The organism is Halopseudomonas aestusnigri, from assembly GCF_002197985.1.
In the GTDB taxonomy this organism is placed as follows: Bacteria; Pseudomonadota; Gammaproteobacteria; order Pseudomonadales; family Pseudomonadaceae; genus Halopseudomonas; species Halopseudomonas aestusnigri.
Genome location: NZ_NBYK01000002.1, coordinates 308403 through 326402 on the forward strand (window position 1 = coordinate 308403; position 18000 = coordinate 326402).

At 59.1% G+C, this 18000-nt stretch carries 18 protein-coding genes and 2 riboswitches; of the genes, 9 read left to right on the top strand and 9 right to left on the bottom strand.

The window, feature by feature from the left end:
* The first annotated feature begins 89 nt into the window (after positions 1 to 89).
* From B7O88_RS05490 to B7O88_RS05500, 3 genes are all read left to right on the top strand, one after another.
* Positions 90 to 1460 carry a UDP-glucose dehydrogenase family protein gene (locus tag B7O88_RS05490; protein WP_088274200.1) on the top strand — a complete coding sequence of 457 codons (1371 nt, stop codon included), beginning with the start codon at positions 90 to 92 and terminating at the stop codon, positions 1458 to 1460.
* A gap of 61 nt (positions 1461 to 1521) precedes the next feature.
* Complete coding sequence (gorA, locus tag B7O88_RS05495; protein ID WP_088274201.1) at positions 1522 to 2886, top strand: glutathione-disulfide reductase; 1365 nt, start codon at positions 1522 to 1524, stop codon at positions 2884 to 2886.
* Between the two features lie 27 nt (positions 2887 to 2913).
* Positions 2914 to 3546, top strand: coding sequence for a trimeric intracellular cation channel family protein (locus tag B7O88_RS05500; protein ID WP_088274202.1), 633 nt, complete (start codon positions 2914 to 2916; stop codon positions 3544 to 3546).
* On the opposite strand, the gene B7O88_RS05505 is transcribed toward B7O88_RS05500, so the two are convergent.
* Complete coding sequence (locus B7O88_RS05505; protein ID WP_088274203.1) at positions 3540 to 4025, bottom strand: copper chaperone PCu(A)C; 486 nt, start codon at positions 4023 to 4025, stop codon at positions 3540 to 3542. The two genes, B7O88_RS05500 and B7O88_RS05505, sit on opposite strands and share 7 nt — an antisense overlap.
* Before the next feature lie 230 nt (positions 4026 to 4255).
* Between B7O88_RS05505 and B7O88_RS05510 the strand changes: the two genes are divergently transcribed.
* On the top strand, positions 4256 to 4588 hold the full coding sequence (locus B7O88_RS05510) for a PilZ domain-containing protein (RefSeq protein ID WP_088274204.1): 333 nt from the start codon (positions 4256 to 4258) through the stop codon (positions 4586 to 4588).
* A gap of 25 nt (positions 4589 to 4613) precedes the next feature.
* On the opposite strand, the gene B7O88_RS05515 is transcribed toward B7O88_RS05510, so the two are convergent.
* Positions 4614 to 5549 carry a DUF1513 domain-containing protein gene (locus B7O88_RS05515; protein WP_235005742.1) on the bottom strand — a complete coding sequence of 312 codons (936 nt, stop codon included), beginning with the start codon at positions 5547 to 5549 and terminating at the stop codon, positions 4614 to 4616.
* Between B7O88_RS05515 and B7O88_RS18140 the strand changes: the two genes are divergently transcribed.
* Positions 5457 to 5651 carry a hypothetical protein gene (locus B7O88_RS18140; RefSeq protein ID WP_235005744.1) on the top strand — a complete coding sequence of 65 codons (195 nt, stop codon included), beginning with the start codon at positions 5457 to 5459 and terminating at the stop codon, positions 5649 to 5651. The genes B7O88_RS05515 and B7O88_RS18140 overlap by 93 nt on opposite strands.
* Positions 5652 to 5738: 87 nt before the next feature.
* On the opposite strand, the gene B7O88_RS05520 is transcribed toward B7O88_RS18140, so the two are convergent.
* The 3 genes from B7O88_RS05520 to B7O88_RS05530 all read right to left on the bottom strand — a co-directional run bounded on the left by B7O88_RS05520 (position 5739) and on the right by B7O88_RS05530 (position 9653).
* Entirely contained in the window at positions 5739 to 6776 is a 1038-nt protein-coding gene (locus B7O88_RS05520; RefSeq protein WP_088274206.1) for an imelysin family protein, read from the bottom strand.
* Between the two features lie 8 nt (positions 6777 to 6784).
* The gene (locus tag B7O88_RS05525; protein WP_088274207.1) at positions 6785 to 8200 is read right to left on the bottom strand and encodes a di-heme oxidoreductase family protein; all 1416 of its coding nucleotides are present in this window, start codon (positions 8198 to 8200) and stop codon (positions 6785 to 6787) included.
* Between the two features lie 97 nt (positions 8201 to 8297).
* Positions 8298 to 9653, bottom strand: a complete 1356-nt coding sequence (locus tag B7O88_RS05530; protein WP_088274208.1) for an imelysin family protein — start codon at positions 9651 to 9653, stop codon at positions 8298 to 8300.
* Between the two features lie 165 nt (positions 9654 to 9818).
* Here B7O88_RS05530 and B7O88_RS05535 point away from each other — a divergent pair, with 165 nt between their 5' ends.
* Complete coding sequence (locus B7O88_RS05535; protein ID WP_088274209.1) at positions 9819 to 10034, top strand: dodecin; 216 nt, start codon at positions 9819 to 9821, stop codon at positions 10032 to 10034.
* Positions 10035 to 10066: 32 nt separating this feature from the next.
* On the opposite strand, the gene B7O88_RS05540 is transcribed toward B7O88_RS05535, so the two are convergent.
* Positions 10067 to 10552: a 6,7-dimethyl-8-ribityllumazine synthase gene (locus B7O88_RS05540; protein ID WP_088274210.1), complete on the bottom strand. Its 486-nt coding sequence runs from the start codon at positions 10550 to 10552 to the stop codon at positions 10067 to 10069.
* Between the two features lie 71 nt (positions 10553 to 10623).
* Positions 10624 to 10768: riboswitch (FMN riboswitch) on the bottom strand.
* A gap of 125 nt (positions 10769 to 10893) precedes the next feature.
* Here B7O88_RS05540 and B7O88_RS05545 point away from each other — a divergent pair.
* Positions 10894 to 11352 (top strand): hypothetical protein, encoded by a 459-nt coding sequence (locus B7O88_RS05545; RefSeq protein ID WP_088274211.1) that lies wholly within the window; start codon positions 10894 to 10896, stop codon positions 11350 to 11352.
* A 116-nt stretch (positions 11353 to 11468) separates the two neighbouring features.
* Complete coding sequence (locus B7O88_RS05550; RefSeq protein ID WP_088274212.1) at positions 11469 to 12689, top strand: MFS transporter; 1221 nt, start codon at positions 11469 to 11471, stop codon at positions 12687 to 12689.
* A gap of 44 nt (positions 12690 to 12733) precedes the next feature.
* On the opposite strand, the gene B7O88_RS05555 is transcribed toward B7O88_RS05550, so the two are convergent.
* The 3 genes from B7O88_RS05555 to B7O88_RS05565 all read right to left on the bottom strand — a co-directional run bounded on the left by B7O88_RS05555 (position 12734) and on the right by B7O88_RS05565 (position 16748).
* Positions 12734 to 13687: a 3-hydroxyacyl-CoA dehydrogenase gene (locus B7O88_RS05555; protein WP_088274213.1), complete on the bottom strand. Its 954-nt coding sequence runs from the start codon at positions 13685 to 13687 to the stop codon at positions 12734 to 12736.
* 16 nt (positions 13688 to 13703) lie between these two features.
* A complete protein-coding gene (locus tag B7O88_RS05560; RefSeq protein WP_088274214.1) occupies positions 13704 to 15212 on the bottom strand; it encodes a flavin-containing monooxygenase in 1509 nt (502 codons plus the stop codon).
* A gap of 153 nt (positions 15213 to 15365) precedes the next feature.
* Positions 15366 to 16748, bottom strand: a complete 1383-nt coding sequence (locus tag B7O88_RS05565) for an SLC5/6 family protein (protein ID WP_088274215.1) — start codon at positions 16746 to 16748, stop codon at positions 15366 to 15368.
* Positions 16738 to 16858, bottom strand: a riboswitch (TPP riboswitch). (Overlaps the previous gene by 11 nt.)
* A gap of 384 nt (positions 16859 to 17242) precedes the next feature.
* Here B7O88_RS05565 and B7O88_RS05570 point away from each other — a divergent pair.
* Positions 17243 to 17959: a GGDEF domain-containing protein gene (locus tag B7O88_RS05570; RefSeq protein WP_200818409.1), complete on the top strand. Its 717-nt coding sequence runs from the start codon at positions 17243 to 17245 to the stop codon at positions 17957 to 17959.
* Positions 17960 to 18000: the final 41 nt, after the last annotated feature.

Genomic DNA, 18000 nt, shown 5'->3' on the forward strand with positions numbered 1-18000 from the left:
TGGCGCGTCATCAAGGCTTAACCGTGGAGTAATCCATCTGTCACGCCGTCATGGCGCAATCCTCGTTGCACATCATTGAGGAGACGGGCATGCAGATCACGGTTATTGGATGCGGCTATGTTGGTTTGGTGACGGCTGCCTGTTTTGCCGAAATGGGTAATCGGGTTGCGTGCGTGGATGCTGATGAGGAGCGTATTGCGGCGCTTCAGCGTGGGATGTCGCCGATCTACGAACCCGGGATAGAAGGGTTGCTGCAGACCAATCGGCGTGCGGGACGGCTGACGTTTCACCCTCAACTGGGCCCAGGGCTCAGCCACAGTGACATTGTCTTCATTGCGGTTGGCACACCTCCGGCGCTGGACGGCTCTGCCGACATATCCCAAATTCTTGGGGTGGCAGCGCAGCTCGGGGTGCTCCTGGACAGCCCGTCCATCGTTGTCTGCAAATCAACGGCGCCGGTTGGTACGGCCTGTCGGGTGCAAGCGATTCTAGACCAGCTTTGCCAGCGCCGAGGGTTGGGCTGGCAGCATCGTGTGGTGAGTAATCCGGAGTTTCTCAAGGAGGGGGCCGCCATCGACGACTTCATGCGGCCTGACCGGATTATCCTCGGTACCGAGGATGCCGACGCCGAGCGAACCATGCGCCAACTGTATGAGCCGTTTGTCCGTAACCATGACCGCATTCTTTGCATGCCGCGGCGTGCGGCGGAAATGACCAAGTACGTGGCCAATACCTTCCTGGCGACCAAGATTTCGTTTATCAATGAAGTGGCCAGCCTGTGCGAGCTGCTTGGTGTCGACGTAGAGGAGGTGCGCAAGGGGATTGGTGCTGATCCGCGTATCGGCCACCATTTCATTTATGCCGGTTGTGGCTATGGCGGATCGTGCTTCCCGAAGGACATCCGCGCTCTGCTGCACATGGCGCGGGAGCATGATACGGAGTTGCCGATTCTGACCGCTGTTGAACAGCGAAACCAGGCGCAGAAGGGCTGGCCGCTACGCATGTTGCGCAAGGTCTATGGTGAGCGTTTGGCCGGTTGTACCGTGGCTGTCTGGGGGCTGTCGTTCAAACCTGGCACTGATGATATTCGCGATGCGCCCAGTCGCGAGCTGATTGATGAGTTGCTGGCCGCCGGCACGATGGTGAAGGCGTTTGATCCGGTAGCCGGTGACAACATCGCCCGAGCCTATCCGGCAGCTGTTGCACGGGGTCAGCTGCAATTGTTCTCCGACCCCTATGTCGCGCTAAACCAAGCTGATGCGTTGGCGCTGTTGACCGAGTGGAAGCAGTTCCGGCAGCCGGATTTCGCACTCATGGCCCAACTCATGCGTGCACCTGTCATCATTGATGGCCGAAACCAGTACGATCCGGCAGTGGTCGGAGCGCACGGCTTTCGTCATCTTGGTGTCGGCCGCTTGCCGGTAGACGCGCCTGCGCCACTGCTGCGCAAGGTAGTCTGAGCCAATGCCTGTTTTGGGGTATGCTTGAGCAATTACTCAAGTCCAGGCAGGAATACAGCCCATGTCCCAGTATGATTTTGATCTCTTCGTTATTGGCGCCGGCTCCGGCGGTGTGCGTGCCAGTCGAATGGCAGCAGGATTCGGGGCGAGGGTGGCTGTAGCCGAGGATCGCTATCTGGGCGGGACCTGCGTCAACGTAGGCTGCGTGCCGAAGAAGCTGTTTTCCTATGCGGCACATTTTTCCGAGGACATTGCCGACGCGGCCGGGTATGGCTGGGATGTTGCTGCCCCCGGTTTCGATTGGCCGCGTCTGGTCGCCAACAAGAATGCCGAGATCAGTCGGCTGAACGGCATCTACCGCAACCTGTTGCTATCCGCTGGCGTGCAGTTGATTGAAGGACGGGCAAGATTCATCGACTCGCATCACGTAGAGGTAGATGGTCGGCGTTACAGTGCCGAGCGTGTTCTGATTGCAACAGGAGGGTGGCCGCACGTGCCGGACTTCCCGGGCAACGAGCACGTTATCAGTTCCAACGAGGTGTTCTTCCTCGATAAGCTGCCAAAACGGGTGCTGGTCGTTGGGGGTGGCTATATTGCCATCGAGTTTGCCGGCATTTTCCATGGTCTTGGTTGCGAAACTACCCAGCTCTATCGTGGGGAGCTGTTCCTGCGCGGTTTTGATTGCAGCGTGCGGGAGCACATGGCCTCGGTGCTCGCCGAGAAGGGAGTCAGGCTGCGGTTCAACGGCGACGTCGCCCGCATTGAGCGTAATGCTGATCAGTCACTGAGCGTGACCCTCGCCAGTGGTGAGCAGATGGAAACGGATCTGGTGCTCTATGCCACGGGGCGTCGCGCGCACACCGACGATTTGGGGCTGGAGAACACCGCTGTAGAGCTGGACGACAACGGCAACATTCGGGTTGATGAGCACTATCAGACAACCGACCCGGCGGTGCTGGCGATTGGTGATGTTACCGGAACCGTGCAGTTGACGCCGGTGGCGTTGGCGGAAGGCATGGCGCTGGCGCGTCGGTTGTATCGGCCGGAGGAGTATGTACCGGTTGACTATAACGACATTCCGACTGCGGTGTTCTGCATTCCCAATATCGCGACGCTTGGTCTATCGGAAGAGCAAGCCCGTGCCGATGGGCATCGTCTGCGTATCTATGAAAGCCGTTTTCGTGCCATGCGCAACACTCTGGCCGGCCGCAGCGAGCAGAGTCTGATGAAACTGGTGGTCGACAAGGACACCGATCGGGTGCTCGGGGTGCATATGGTCGGGCCCGAGGCGGGCGAGATCGTGCAGGGGCTGGCGGTCGCGATCAAGGCAGGCGCAACCAAGGCGGTGTTCGATGCCACGCTGGGTATTCATCCCACAGCAGCCGAGGAGTTTGTGACCATGAGAACTCCCAGTCGAGAGGATTGATCAGGGCCACCTCGGAGTGCTGCCTGAATGAACTGGTTCTACGTCTTTGATCTGTTTGGTGTAGCGGTATTTGCCATTACGGGCGCGCTGATGGCCGGGCGCAAGTCGATGGATCTGTTTGGCGTGCTGGTCATCGCGATCATCACTGCCCTGGGTGGTGGCACTCTGCGTGACGCCATACTCGGTAATCACCCGGTAAGCTGGATTCGCGACGACGTATACATCCTGGTTGCCACGTTGGCAGCTGTCGGCACGGTGATCTGGGTCCGACTGACCCGTCCCATCAATGAAACGGGGCTGCTGGTTGCAGATGCATTCGGCCTGGCAGTATTTACCGTGATAGGTACTCAGGTCGCGCTTAATTATGGCGTGCCGGTCAGTGCAGCCGTAATCATGGGGGTAATGACCGGGGTCGCAGGTGGGGTCATGCGGGATATCATCTGTAATGAAATCCCGCTGATCTTTCAAAAGGAGATATACGCCACTGCGTGTATTGTCGGCTCCCTGGCTTATATCGGCCTGCAGTCATTGGGATTGCACGAAGACCTCGGCATCGCCATCTGCATCGCTCTGGTGCTTTCGATCAGGCTGGCTGCCATCCGCTGGCATCTGGAACTGCCGCGCTTCCATCTGCTCGATCGCGATCGCCCCGATCAGTGATGCATGTGACCCGAGTCGGCATTCGAGGATGCTGGCTCATCCTCTGCCTGTACATTCACCATTACTTGTACGTCGCCCGCCCGATCAAAGTGCAGGGTTAACGGAAACTGCTCGCCTGCCTGCAAGGGTTGCTTCAGATTGAACAGCATCAGGTGGTAAGAGCCGGGCTTGAAGAGAACCGTTTGACCGGGGGCGAGCTCCAGGCGATCAACACGCTGCATTTTCATCAGCCCGTCAGCGTGGACGTGTTCATGAATCTCCACTTTTTCGGCGGCCGGGGTGTCGGCACCCAGAAGCGTGTCACTTTGCTCTCCCTGATTGCTGATCTGCAGGTAAGCGGCTCCGGTTGGTGCAACGGGTGGCAGAGCGCGCGACCAGGGGTGGTCGATGTGTAACGATCCGGCTTCAAACTCGTGGGCATTAACTAATTGGGCCATTGCGCAGCCAATCAGGAGCAAGGAGAAACGATTGAATCGCATGTCAGATTCCTTGGTATACGGGTGTGGTATCAGAACAATACCCTGAAACAGCAGGTCGGATGAAGTGACAATGCGCCGCTGGTGGCTTCTCCGGGAACAATGATGGAAATGTGGATTGGTTAGACAAAATGGGTGTCGATATAGCTTTTCGCCACTATTTTTTTCCCGCAAACTGGTCCTGCTGAAGTGACCTTGTCACCGGCAGTCTCCCCTGAGAAGTTGAGTACGACATGACAGAGCGAAGGCGATTGGAACGGCATCAGATGAGCAGCAGTCTGGAGGTTTTTGACCTGGATACCGGAGACCACCTTGGTCGTGTGGTAGACCTTCATGAGGAGGGCCTGATGCTGCTCAGCAATCGTCCGGTTGATCTGAACCGGGCCTTTGCTCTTCAGGTCAATCTGCCGATGACCCTTAATGGCGTGAATGAGTTTCTGCTCGATGCTGAAAGCCTGTGGAACCGTGTCAGCATCAACGGCGAGCAGTTCTGGACGGGTATGCACTTTATCGACCTGCCGGAGGAGTCCCGGCAATGTATATCCAAAATGGTCGCCAGCCGCTGAGCGGTGGCGACCGGGTTTCTTCTGGTCAACTTGCCAGGTACTGCCCCGGCGTGAGGTGATTGTCCCAGCGCATGGGATAGGTTCCGCGCAGCAATGCCTGACCGCTGTCTGCCGAAAGCTGATACACGCCGCCCATCCCTGAAGACACTATAAATCCGTTCTTGCCGTGGGGCAGGGCACCTGCAACGTCCGTCACCGATACGCGCTGAATGACCTTGCCCGAGCGGTAGTCAATGATCAACGCCAGGCCACCGAGAGGAGCTGTGACAACGACATAGGGGCTTTGCCGACTGATTGCGATGCTGGCGGTATAGTTCCTGAGTGGCAGCAGTTCCTCTACTGGCCAATCCAGTTCGCTGAAGACGCCGGTGGCCGTGTCGAGACGTGCGACCAGCGGGGGCGACTCCCATTCCGGCCCTTCATACTGATAGCCGGCGATGACGATACCATCAGGGCTCACATCCAGATGTCGGCAGCTGAGTTGATGATGTGAGGGGGTGTACCGTGCGCTGATTTCGCCGGTATGTCGGTCCATCAGTATCAGCGCGGGCGCCATTCGGTCGAGGTTCAGCTTGATGCGGTCGTAGTCCGGGTGGGTTTCGATACCGCCAAGGGCAACAACCAGCGTAACGCCATCGGGATGCAGGCGCAGTTCGTGCGGCCCGATGCCGGCGAGATCGTAGTCGGCTACGGTGCTGTAACCATCAAAGGCATCATAGACCCGCACCAGGCCGGCAGAGGTGCGGTAATTATTCATGGTGACGTAGAGAAAGCGTGCATCCGGGCTATACACGCCATGGCCGTAATAGTGGTAGCCGTCACCCGCCTCAACGGTACGCTCCAGCTCACCACGGCGCGTGTTGAGTACATGCATCAGTCGTCCGGGGCGGCGGGCAAAAACGACGACATGATCTCCGAGTGGCTGCGCACATCCGCCGTGACAGCGCTCTGGAACGGGTATCTGCAAGCGAGCCTGGCCGGCTGCATCGACGGCGCCGATATAGTGCTGGCCGGCAGCATCGTCTGCGGCACTGACCAGGGTCAGCGGCGGCGCATCGTTTGACAGCAAGCGCGTGCTGCAGGCTGTCAGTGCTGCGAATGAGCCGGCTGCGAAGGACGCTTTTAGAAAGCGGCGTCGATCAAGCATCGGTCAGTCTCCATCACTGGAGTTGAACCCGCGTACCACATTGAGTTCGGCGGCGATCGGCCCGGTCAATAGTTGGCCGGTCGCACGTACGTCGGCCAGCAGCGCGTTCAGACTGGCGATCCCTTCCTCGCTTTCAAGCAGCGGTGTGATATCGGCTGGCAGGGTGTCGAATCGGGTCAGGGTTCGGTTCAATTGAGCACTGAATTGTTCGGCCAGAGGCAGGGCATCATTCTCGGCCATCAGGGCATTCAGCCCGGGAACGAAATAGTCGGCCAACCCCTGCAGTGACGCCTGGATCATGTCCAGTGATTGCCCCGAGCGCCAGGCGTCTGCCAGGTAGGGGTTGGGTTTACCGTTGCCTCGCGCCCCCAGAGGCGCCGCCAACCGCCAGTCAGCCATGATCTCCAGGGCGTGCATGGCTGCAGTCAAGGTGCCGTTGTCATAGTCGGAAACCTGCAGATAACGTGCCTGCAACTGTTGCCAGTCACTGCTGAGGCCGCTCGCGTTGGTTTGCAGGTTGTGCGCAATTGCCGTCAGCAACTGACAGGAGCGCGCGTCCGGCAGCGCTTGCTCGCTATCGGCTACCTGGGCATCGAACAGCAAATATTCGGTGGCCGGAAACCCCTGGATGGCAACGCTGTCGCGAGCAAGCACCTGTTCGGTAATTTCACCACGCTCTGGATTGAGCCAGTAGCGGGCCTTGTTCGCGGTCAGATTTTTGGGGTCGGGCCAGAACTGGAACTTCCAGGCACGCGTGTTCTGCTCAATAGGGCCAAAATCCACGAAGCGAACCGACTGCCACGCTGCAAAGGCGCTGCTCCATGCGGCCTTGACCTCATTAAGGTCGTCGCTGCCGGGCGCGGAGCAGTACATGTCTGCCTGTTGGGCGAATTGTTCAGTCTGACTTGCCAGCTGTTGGTAGCCATGCCCAATCTGGGCATGCCAGGCTGCTCGGGCGGAGGTGTCCTGCGCCTGTGCTGCGACGCTAATGCCCAGGGTGGTGGTGGTGGCCAAAAGTAACCGGGAAAGGGTCAAGGTCATGTGTTGCCTCACAGGGAATTGAGGAAGCGAATCAGGGCGTCACGCTCATTCTTTGGCAGTTGACGGTAGCCGTCGGCGGCTGCGCGCGCCTCGCCGTCGTGCCAGAGAATAGCGTGTTCAATGGTCTCCGCCCGGCCATCGTGCAGAAAGCCTGCCTGCGGGTTGACCACCTTGGTCAGGCCAAGCCCCCACAGCGGCGGTGTGCGCCACTCGTTGCCATCGGCGAGAAATTCCGGGCGTTCATCCGCGAGCCCCGGCCCCATGTCATGCAGAAGAAAGTCGGAGTAGGGCCAGATGATCTGGTTGCTCAGTTCCGGCCGCGTGACCTGACCGGTGGTGTGGCTTGGGGTATGGCAGGCGGCGCATGTCAGGTCATTGAACAGTTTGGCACCCTGCTTCACGATCGGATCGTCCATGTCCCGGCGGGTCGGGACAGCCAGACTGCTGGCGTAAAACTCGATAAAACTGGCGACTTTGTCGGTTACCTCGGGCTGGCCGCCATCGGGGAAGCGTTCGCATTCCTGCTCTGAGGTGCAATCGGTGGATGGAGCGACGGTGGAGGTCAGACCCATATCACCGGCAAAGGCGTCCATGCTTTGCTGCAGGATGGAGGGCTGTCCGGCTTTCCAGCCGAATCGGCCGATAACAGTCTGTTTGCTGGTGCGGTCCCAGACCCGGTTGGCGCGTCCAGAAATACCGTCGCTGTCAGCGTCGTTCGGATCTTCGTTTGCCAGCAGGGCAGACTCGGGAATCGCCTCGACCAGGCCCAGCCCGATCATGGGCGATGCCACCCTTGGTGAGGTCAGAAGGTTATCCGGCAGCGGGCCGTAGTTGGGGTTTTCGATATGGTAAATCGGCTTGCGCATGACGATCTCTGTGCCGTCTGCAAGTGTCTGGGTGACGGGTTGCCACTCAACGATCATATCTGCTTCCGGCTTCATGCCGGGAATGGCTGAGGTTTGCAGCTGGCCGCCATACACGGGTGCAGGTTTGAGGCCATGTTCGCGCAGCAGGTCTGCATCCTGTGCCGGGTCCGCCGGAACGGAGAGGCGCAGGAACAACGAAACCGAGGGCATATCGATGGATACCGGGGCGTGCCCACGCCCGTCCTTGAGGTGGCAGCCCTGACACGAGTTGGTGTTGAACAGCGGCCCGAGGCCGTCGCGGGCATCGGTGCTCGCCGGAGCAACAACCCAGGGGTTGCGGAAAAAACTGTTGCCTACGCTGAAGTCCAAACGCCTGGTCATCGACATGTTTGCCAGCGGCAGCGAGTAAGCGTTCTGGTCGTGTTGACTAACACTGCCGGCACCACCGGTGAGCGGGGTGTCCTGAATTGGGTAGGGGGCTTCAGTGGCCTGGATCAGGTTGGAGAAGAGTACCGCAGGGACCAGTAGGGCGCTGGCACGCAGAAAAGAATGAAGCATGGATTGCGTTTCACTGTGCCTGGAGTAAGTATCAGCAGGGATCGTTTCTGTCAGGACGCCCGGCGGGCCAGCCGCCGGGCTCCGAAGCTACGCCAAATCAGAACTGGTGGCCGGCATCGTCGGGTTCGAGGGAGTCTACGCCAACAACAGCAGCTACCTGCTCAATGGAGCCGGTTTGTTCTACCAGAGCACTAATGGCGTTGTTGATAATCTCTGCACCTTGGGTGTTTTCGGGTGCAATCATCATATCAAAGGCAACCGGGTTTTCCGCTGCCTCGGCGATCTCCTTCATGTGACCCAATGCCGCAACGCTGGCGTCCAGCTGGCCGATCAGCTGCTGATTCAGTTCAGGTTTGATCTCGCCAACCAGGTCAGCCAGCGATGCGCCGCTCAGCTCGGTACCGTCCACCCGCTTGTAGTTGCCGGTATAGACATTCTGAATGCCGAGCGCGTTGTAGTAGTGGGAGTTATGGGTGTTGTCACTGAAACAGTCGTGCTCGTCCTCATAGGAGTTGGCTTCCAATGCGACCTTCATGCGCTCACCGGCCAGCTCACCCAGTGACAGCGAGCCCATGCCGAACAGCATTTTCTGATAGACAGCTGTAGGCTCCAGTGCTGTCAGTTCGGCACGGTAGTTACTGTCAACTCCGGGTTTCCATTGATCCACCATCCAGTTGAGATCAGACACCAGCAGATCGGTGACCGCATCGAGGTAGGCTGCGCGGCGGTCGCAGTTGCCGTTTGTGCAGGCCTCTCCGGTTGCGTAATCGGTTGCCTTGCGCTCGCCGGCGCCTGCGCCAAAGCCGTTCAAATCCTGGCCCCAGAGCAGGAACTCGATAGCGTGGTAGCCGGTCGCAACATTGGCCTCAGAACCGCCAACCTCGTTCAGGCTGGCAAGCAGGTCCGGTGTGATCGTCGTCAAGTCCAGGGTTTCACCGCCGACGTTAAGCTCTGTGCTGGCAATGATGTTGGCGTTGGCGCCTTCGTTACCCAGAGCATGCTGATAATCGTCTGCCTTGACGTAGTCGATCAGACCCTCGTCCAGTGGCCATGCATTCAGCTGACCTTCCCAATCGTCAACCACGGCGTTGCTGAAGCGGAAAACCTCAGATTGCTGGTAGGGGACGCGCGACTGCAACCAGGCCGCCCGCGCGGCAGCCAGGTTCTCTTCGGTAGGCTCGGCAATCAGGGCGTCGGTGGCCGCGTCCAGCGCTTTCGCGGTTGTCAGTGCGTCCTCGAAGGTTGCCAGCGCCAGGTCTGCGTAATGATTGACTATGGCGGCAGGGGCAACGGCTGGAGATTCAGTAGCACTTGCAAGAGATTGTTCTGCGACCGGCGCTTCAGGTGCGCTCGCTTCTGGAGCGCTGGTTTGCTTGTCGTCGCTGCATGCGGTTAGAAGGAAAGTGGTCGAAATTGCCAGCGCAAGCGCCTGCAGAGGAAAACGCACGGCCATGTAAAGCTCCCTTTGGATTGCGATCAATCAAATAATGATAGTGATTTGCATTTGTGATTATATGCGTATGACAGCATATTGCAATGCAGCGGGACTTGGCGGGCGAGACCGGCAACCCTTTGCCATACTGGGGGGAACCCCATGACAAGAAGGCGGAGGTAAATCATGTCCAACCATCATGTCTACAAGAAGGTGGAAGTTGTCGGCTCGTCCCCAAACAGTATCGATGACGCCATTCGGGTAGCGATTGCCGAGTGCGCAAAGACCATTCGCTACATGGAGTGGTTTGAAGTGAAGGAAACCCGCGGCCATATTGCGAACGATGAGGTCGCGCATTTTCAGGTGGTTCTTCAGGTCGGATTCAGGATTGCCGGCAGCTGACGCCACCGGCGGTGTGACCGGTGTTCAGCTGTTCAGCTGTTCAGTACCTGCCAGCGCAGCGCCATGGCACTGTCGGCAGCGGCAGCGAGCTCTTTGCCCTTGGTGACAAAATGGGTGCGATAGTAGCTCTGGTGCTCGGCGTGTTCGTGGAAGTGGTGAGGCGTCAGGACCGCGGTCAGTACCGGCACTTCGGTTTCCAGTTGAACCTGCATCAGGCCGCTGATTACTGCGTTGGCGACAAAGTCGTGGCGGTAGATACCGCCATCGACCACCAGCCCCGAACAGGCGATCGCGCCGTAGCGTCCGGTTTTGGCCAGCAGCTTGGCCTGCAGGGGGATTTCGTAGGCACCGGGAACGGCGATCACGTCAATCTGTTCCGGATGGTAGCCCCGCGTTGCTATTTCCTCGCGGAAGCCGTCCAGACAACGCAGTACGATGTCGGTGTGCCAGGACGCGTGAATGAAGGCAATGCGCTGTTGCGAAGGTAGGAATTGGGTCATCGTCTTGCTCTGATTCATGGATAAATCCTGTGAGATTGAATCAGGGCGAACGGGCAGCGCCACGCCGACTTACGTCGACGCGGGTGCTGTCGCGTTCTCTCCTGTCCGGACTGTAACCGTCGGCTCTGGCATCTCACCAGATCTGCTGACCTCCGCATTGCAGAGCGCTCGCGGGCTTCGGAGCCAGGCTCCGTTACCGCCGGTGGGGAATTTCACCCCGCCCCGAGAACGATGCCGCAGTGGCTGCGGCGGCGGACAATATAGGGAAGCTTGTCGCCCCGGTCAAAGCCAGTGGCAGCTAAAGTCCTTCGATAAACGACCGATATGAATAGATATCCATCACTGCGAAGGGCGCAATCATGCGTATCGGCGATCTCACCTGGACTGATCCTGCTACCCGCAGTAACGGGACGGACGGCGTTACGGAGCGCTCGCCGGAGGCTGTGCCGCAGAGCAATCGGGAAATTGCAGAAAGCGTCAAGGTCGCGCTGTCGGAGCGGGCTGAAAAGGCGTTGAAAAGCAGCAGCAATCAGGATATCGACGACAGTGAGTTGCCTGAAGTCATCAAGCGGCTGCTCAAGCACATTCGCGAACTCAAACAGCAGATTGCCGAGCTACAGCAGCAAATCACTGAGTTGGCGCGTCAGCAGGGGCTGCCGGACGAGGAGCGCAGCACCCTGATGGATGGGCTGCGCAGCCAGCTCGCCAGCCTTTCCTCTGCATTGAGTACGGCCTATGCCAGTCTCGCCAAGGCAATGAAGCAGCAAGCGCTCAGCGATGAGCAGCGCGCCAGCATGCTCAAATTGCTTAATGAATGAGCGTTGTTTGATTGCTGCAACAGTCTGTTCACGACGTCCGTGACTTTAGTTCGACAAAATACGAATAAATAGGCGTAGTATGGCTCCCCCTGCACATCCAGGTATCGAGAGTTGCCATGCCAGACCTATCCGACAACACCCGCAGCATTGCCAGTGGACTGATGTTCTTCCTGGCTGCCTGCTGCGGCCTTATCGTCGCCAACCTGTATTATTCCCAGCCTTTAGTGGGGCCCATCAGCGCGTCGCTGGGCATGAGCCCTGAAGCCAGCGGCCTGATAGTGACGCTGACCCAGATCGGTTATGTCGTCGGCCTGCTGCTGGTAGTGCCTTTGGCCGATCGTCTGGAAAACCGGGCGCTGATCAGCGCAATGGTGTTGCTGCTGGCTTTGGCGCTGGTTGGTACGGCGTTATCCGAGAGTGCACTCGAGTTTTTGTTGTGTTCGCTGATAATCGGCATTGGCGCGGTTGCGGTGCAGATTATTGTCCCGCTGGCGGCCCACCTTGCTTCGCCGGAACGACGCGGGCAGGTGGTCGGTAATGTGATGGGCGGACTGATGTTCGGCATCATGCTGGCCCGACCGATATCGAGCTTTGTTGCCGATCTGTCATCCTGGCGCTGGATGTTCTTCATCTCGGCCGCTCTGATGGTGTTGCTGGTACTGGTGATGCATCGCCTCATTCCGCGCCGTATTCCGACCGCCAGCATGGGTTATCTGGCGCTGCTGCGCTCGATGGCAACGCTGGCGGCACATACTCCGATACTGCAGCGCCGGGCGCTTTATCAGGCGATGATGTTTGGCGCCTTCAGCCTGTTCTGGACAACCACTCCGCTGCTGCTGGCCGGGCCTGACTTTGATATGTCGCAGTCAGGTATCGCACTGTTCGCGCTGGCAGGCGTCGCTGGCGTGGTATCTGCGCCTGTTGCCGGCAGGCTGGCAGATCGTGGGCTGACCCGTGTGGCTACGATCAGCGCGATGCTTTGCGTGATGGTTGCCTTTGCCATGACGCATATCGTCGCGCCCGGCTCAGCGCTGTCACTGCTGTTACTCGTTGCCGCTGCGGTGCTGCTTGATCTCGGAGTATCCGGTAACGTCGTGCTTGGCCAGCGTGCGATTTACGCACTGGGTGAAGCCGAGCGCAGCCGATTGAATGCCATTTATATGGCGACATTCTTTGTTGGCGGAGCGGTGGGTTCCGCCGCGGGGGCGTGGGCCTATGTCAGCGGCGGTTGGCTCGTGGCCTCCCTGCTGGGCGGCGCAATGCCGCTGTTGGCCCTGATCGTGTTGCTGGTTTTTGATCCGGATAAACCCTGCCAAACCGAGGTTCAAACTCAATAACGGCCTGGTGGCTTGGCCAGACGGCCTCGCCACCGAAATGCTTATCAGGGAAGCGTCAGTCTGACGATCTCATCGATGACCTCCAGCCCCGGCTCGACGAGGAAGCCCGGATCAGCGTAGGCCGGGTTTGGATACTGATAGTAGCCGCTGCCGGTCTGTAGTCCGAGCTTGCCCTGATCGAGAAAGTGGCGCTTGATGTAATCCGCGTTCTTGAGCGCCTGCTCGTCTTGATTAAGGCTTCCCCAATACTGGGTGATGTCGTAGACGGTCTTCATGCCCACGACGTCGATCACGCCAAACGGGCCCATGCTCGCTCCGCGGTTCATCACCATGTAGGTTCGGTCGACGGTTTCCGGTGTGGCAACGCCGTTGGTTACCAGGGTTTGTGCGGCCGACAGCAGCGGCACCAGCAGCGAGTTGATGACATAGCCGTTCTGCGGTTTGCGTACCGGCACCGGAATCATCCCTATTTCAATGGCAAAGCGCGTGATGCTGCGCAGGGTATGCTCGCCTGTCCCTGCGTGAGCCATGATCTCGGCAAGGTTGATCGACCAGATCAGGTTGGCGAAGTGCAACGCGCAGTAGTCGGCAGGCCGCCCGGTATCCTCGGCAAACTGGCTCGGCAGCAGCGTTGATGAGTTGGTGGCAATGAGGCACTCAGCGGGCAGCAGGGGAGCCATGTCACGATAGACCTGTGACTTGATCTCGGGAATCTCGGGCACGGCTTCAATCACCAGATCGGCAGCCCCGACCGCATCTGCCAGATCAGTGCTGTAACGCAAGCGGGCGCGAGTCTGTTCAATTTGCTCGTCAGTGGCGCCAAGGTCTTTCTGGTAAATGGCTGCATACTGCTGATGTGCGATCTTGCAGCGCTCCAGCCCTTCATCGAACAGGTCATAGACCACAACCTGTTTGCCCTTGTATGCGCTGTGCCAGGCGATCTGGCCGCCCAGTACGCCGGCGCCCAGTACTGTCAGGTTTTGTATTGAGTTGTTCAAAGCATTATCCCCATTGTTATGCTGCCCGGCTGTTGCTGCCTGCTGTCTTGTTACCGGATTCTGAGTTGCGCGGCAGGAATTCGAGGTTGTCGTCTTCAAGTACCTCGTCGAGCAACATCACACGATCTTGTTCATAGGCATTGAGCAGACGCCATGGCAGGCTCCGACCCTGGCGGGGCAGAATCGCATTCGCCCGCTGCACGTAGCCCGACTCCAGTGCGCCCATGACCGACATGTCTGCAATTGCGCAGCCCTGATGGTCGCGAGGTGTAACTACTTGCATTCCTGTTGCCTGCAGGTGGTTGATCAGCCGGCAGACGTAGCGCGCGGCAATATCGGCTTTCAGCGTCCAGGGCGCGTTGGTATAACCGAAAATCCACGCCATATTCGGTACGTTCTGCAGCAACACGCCCTTGTAGGTCATCTGCTGCTGCAGATCGAACGGCTTGCCGTCGATCAGCAGCTGCGTGCCCCCCAGCAGTTGCAGCTTCAATCCGGTGGCGGTGATGACTATATCGGCTTCCAGTTCCTTGCCGGATGCCAGCCGGATGCCGTGTTCGGTAAAGCGGTCAATGCGGTCTGTCACCACCGATGCCTTGCCGCTGTTGATGGCCTTGAACAAATCACCGTCCGGCACCGCACACAGGCGCTGGTCCCAGGGCATATAGCTGGGAGTGAAGTGCTTCATGTTGGCCGGATCATCCAACTGTTTGGCGACCTGCCTGAGCAGATAGCTGCGCATACGCTCCGGCCACCGTTTGGCGGCCTTGAACAGCCAGCGCTGAATCAGAATGTTGCGCTTGCGTGCCAGATCATTGGCCCACCGCTCGGGCATGATCTTGCGCAGAACTTCGGTCAACTTGTCACGTGCCGGTACGGTCATCACGTAGGATGGAGAGCGCTGCAGCATCGTGACGTGGGCTGCCTGATCGGCCATGGCGGGCACGACTGTGACAGCAGTGGCGCCGCTGCCGATGACAACGACCCTCTTGCCCCGATAGTCGAGATCGGCCGGCCAGTGTTGGGGGTGAATGCATTGCCCCTGGAATTGCTCCACGCCCGGAAAGTCGGGCAGATAGCCGGTTTTGTGATCGTAGTAACCGGTGCAACTGATAAGGAAGTCGCAACTGAAGTGGCGGGCCAGACCGGTATCCAGATCCCGGGCGCTGACGATCCATTGCTGCTGCTCGCTGCACCACTGAGCTTGCTCGGTTTCGATCCCGAAGCGGATCAGTTTGTCGACGCCATATTCGCGGGCGGTATCACTGATGTAGTTGCGAATGGATTGGCCGTCGGCGAGTGTATTCAGATCATTCCACGGCCTGAAATCGTAACCGAAGCTGAACATGTCCGAATCGGAGCGTATTCCGGGATAGCTGAACAGGTCCCATGTACCGCCAACGCGCTGGCGGCGTTCGAGGATTGCCAATCGTTTGCCGGGGCATTCCTGTGATATGTGCACAGCCGTACCGATACCGGAGAGGCCGGCACCGATAATCAGCACATCGAAGTGCTCATTGGTCATCGTCTTGTTCTCTTTTTATTTTGGGTGCGTACGGACGACTATAGACTGCCAGCCAGGCCCCATGGCTGGCTGGTTCAAAACGGCAAATTAATCGGCATTTAGTGCCAAAGAGGGAGGCAGGAGCGCAGCCGTGCGGCACGGCTGCGCTGTTGATCAGCCGGCGAGTTCGGGCTTTCTGGCAGGCAGCAAGAGGGCGAAAAGTACACTGACCAGTGCCGAGGCAGCCAGGGCACCGAGAAACGGCGGCAGGGTCGGAACGGTGTCCGGGAAGCTGGCAAGCAGCAGCCCCTGAAGCGCGCTGCCAGTTGCAATCCAGCCGGGCAGCGCTGCGCCGACCAGCCCTGCCAGTGCACCCGCTATCGCAGCTGCCGGTGACATCCGTTGCCACAGGCCCAGCAGGACCGGCACAACCGCAGTGGCGCAAAGCAGATCGGCAATCAGAAACAGCCGCAGAACCGAGATGCCCTGCAGGGCGATAATCACCACCGGAATCATCAGAACAAAGGTAAACCAGCGAGCAGCGGCAAGACTCAGTCCTTTTCGCTCCGTGACCGCCAGCGACACGATAGCGTTCTGCAAGGTATCGACCGAGGAGGCAACCAGGGTGATTGCCAGCACCAGCGCCGGCAGCGCCAGCCAGCCGGAGGCATCACGCAGCATTGCGAAGAACGGAATGGGTGGGGAGCCAACATCTGCACCGCTCATGACCGTCATAATACCGAGGCCGCCAACCAGCGCGACAACCAGAATGGTCGCCACACCGCCAATCAGCGCGCCCTGGCCCAGTGCCTTTTCGTCCTGCGCGGCCCAGAGCCGTTGCCAGTAGCCTTGATGGAACAGGTTGGCTGCAGTCACGGCAATGACAAGGGTTAGCGCAACGCTGAGCGCGGCCGACGCGGGTATGCCGGGAAGCGCTGTATCCGGGCTGAAGGCGGGCAGCCGCGTCGCAGCGACGCCGCCGACCAGCAGCATCAGCGCAATCAGCAACCAGCCCTGCCAGCGGTCGGTTGTCATGCTGGCCCGCAGACCGCCCCAGGCCGTATAGATCAGCGTGGTTACGGCAACGCCGATGACAATCAGGCTGCCATTGATGTCGGACAGCATCGCGGTAATGGCGCCGATGGCGGTCAATTCCGCGACCAGAAAACAGGTCATGTACAACAGTGATATCAATCCGACCCAGCGGCGTACGCCGCCGCCATAGCAGTGCTCTGCGAACTCGCCAATACTGCGCCCTGCCGGCAGTCTTCGACGAATAGCGGGCCCACACAGGGCAAACACGATAAAGGGCAGGGCGGCGCCCAGCGCATACCCGGCCAGACCAAGCGGGCCGACCAGTACGCCGACTTCCGGTGGAGCAAAGAGGATCCAGCCACCCATGCCGGAGGCCAGAAACGACAGGCCAATGGCCCAGCGGTTCTGGCTATTGCGCGCCGTAATAAAGTCGTCGAGAGCCTCGTTTCGGCGGGTTCGCAGGCCAACCCAGACAAACAAAAGCAGAACCGCAGCCAGGGCTGCAATCGTCAGATACAACATGTCGCGCTTCCTCCGCCGGTATGATCCGGATCAGGTTCCAGGGTTTGGCCAGCCTGGGCATGGCGTGTTCTCAGCCCGATGCATGGCACCGGACACCCCTGGCGACAAATTAAAGTGGGATAGATGTTTAACAGCAAGATGATGTCACAGATTGGCCAGACCACGTAAGCTGCCGCATAATCGGATTGCACACAGTCTGACCAGCAAACGCGATTCGCGTAATCAGTGCAACACCGCCAACAGTGTGCAGGTGACGTTGCCGGCCGGAGCTCCGCAGATAAAAAATGCCAGACAACCAGAGTGTGGACAGGCTTGCCATCGAGACCGTGCTCGACAGTCTTGATGCGCTTGTCTATGTCGCCGATATGGATACCCACGAGCTTCTGTTTCTCAACGCCTACGGGCGTGAAAAATGGGGGGAGCCGGGTGCGCGAAAATGCTGGCAGGTACTGCAGAAGGGCCAGACAGGGCCGTGCGCGTTTTGCACCAACCCGTTGCTGCTGGATGAAGAGGGAATGCCAACCGGCGTCTATCGCTGGGAATTTCGCAATACCCTCACGGGCCGCTGGTATCAGTGCCGTGATCAGGCAACCCGCTGGCCGGACGGGCGTCTTGTCAGAATCGAAATCGCAACTGACATTTCCGACATCAAGGACTTGCAGGACCAGCTCACACAAGCGCAACGCCAGGCAGAACAACTCGCCAATGAGGACGCGTTGACTGGGCTGGCCAACAGGCGAGCGTTGTTTGCTTTGGGTAACGCGGCGCTTGAGCAGGCGCGCAGGCAACGGCACCCGGTGGCGCTTATTTCGCTGGATGCCGATCACTTCAAGCAAATCAATGATCGCTTTGGCCATGCTGGCGGTGACGCTGTTCTGCGTGCGCTTGCCGGCGTGCTGAAGCAGCATACACGGGCCGCCGACGTTGCGGCTCGGCTCGGAGGAGAGGAGTTTGCGATTCTTCTGCCGGCGACGGGGCTGGATGAGGCGAGGGAGCTTGCGGAGCGCTTGAGAGCGAAGATCGAAGCGCTGAGGTTGAGCCACGGTAAGGAGACCATTCTGGTTACTTGCAGTTTTGGGGTTACAGCGTCGCAAAACGGTGAAGCCAGCCTGGATTTGCTGCTCAATACCGCTGATATCGCAACCTATCGAGCCAAAAGCACGGGTCGCAACCGGATTGAGGATCAGGGTTGGGTGCAGATTGGCTCTTGAGGCTGTCCGGGCCAGACCGTTGCATCGACCGGAGTTGCCCG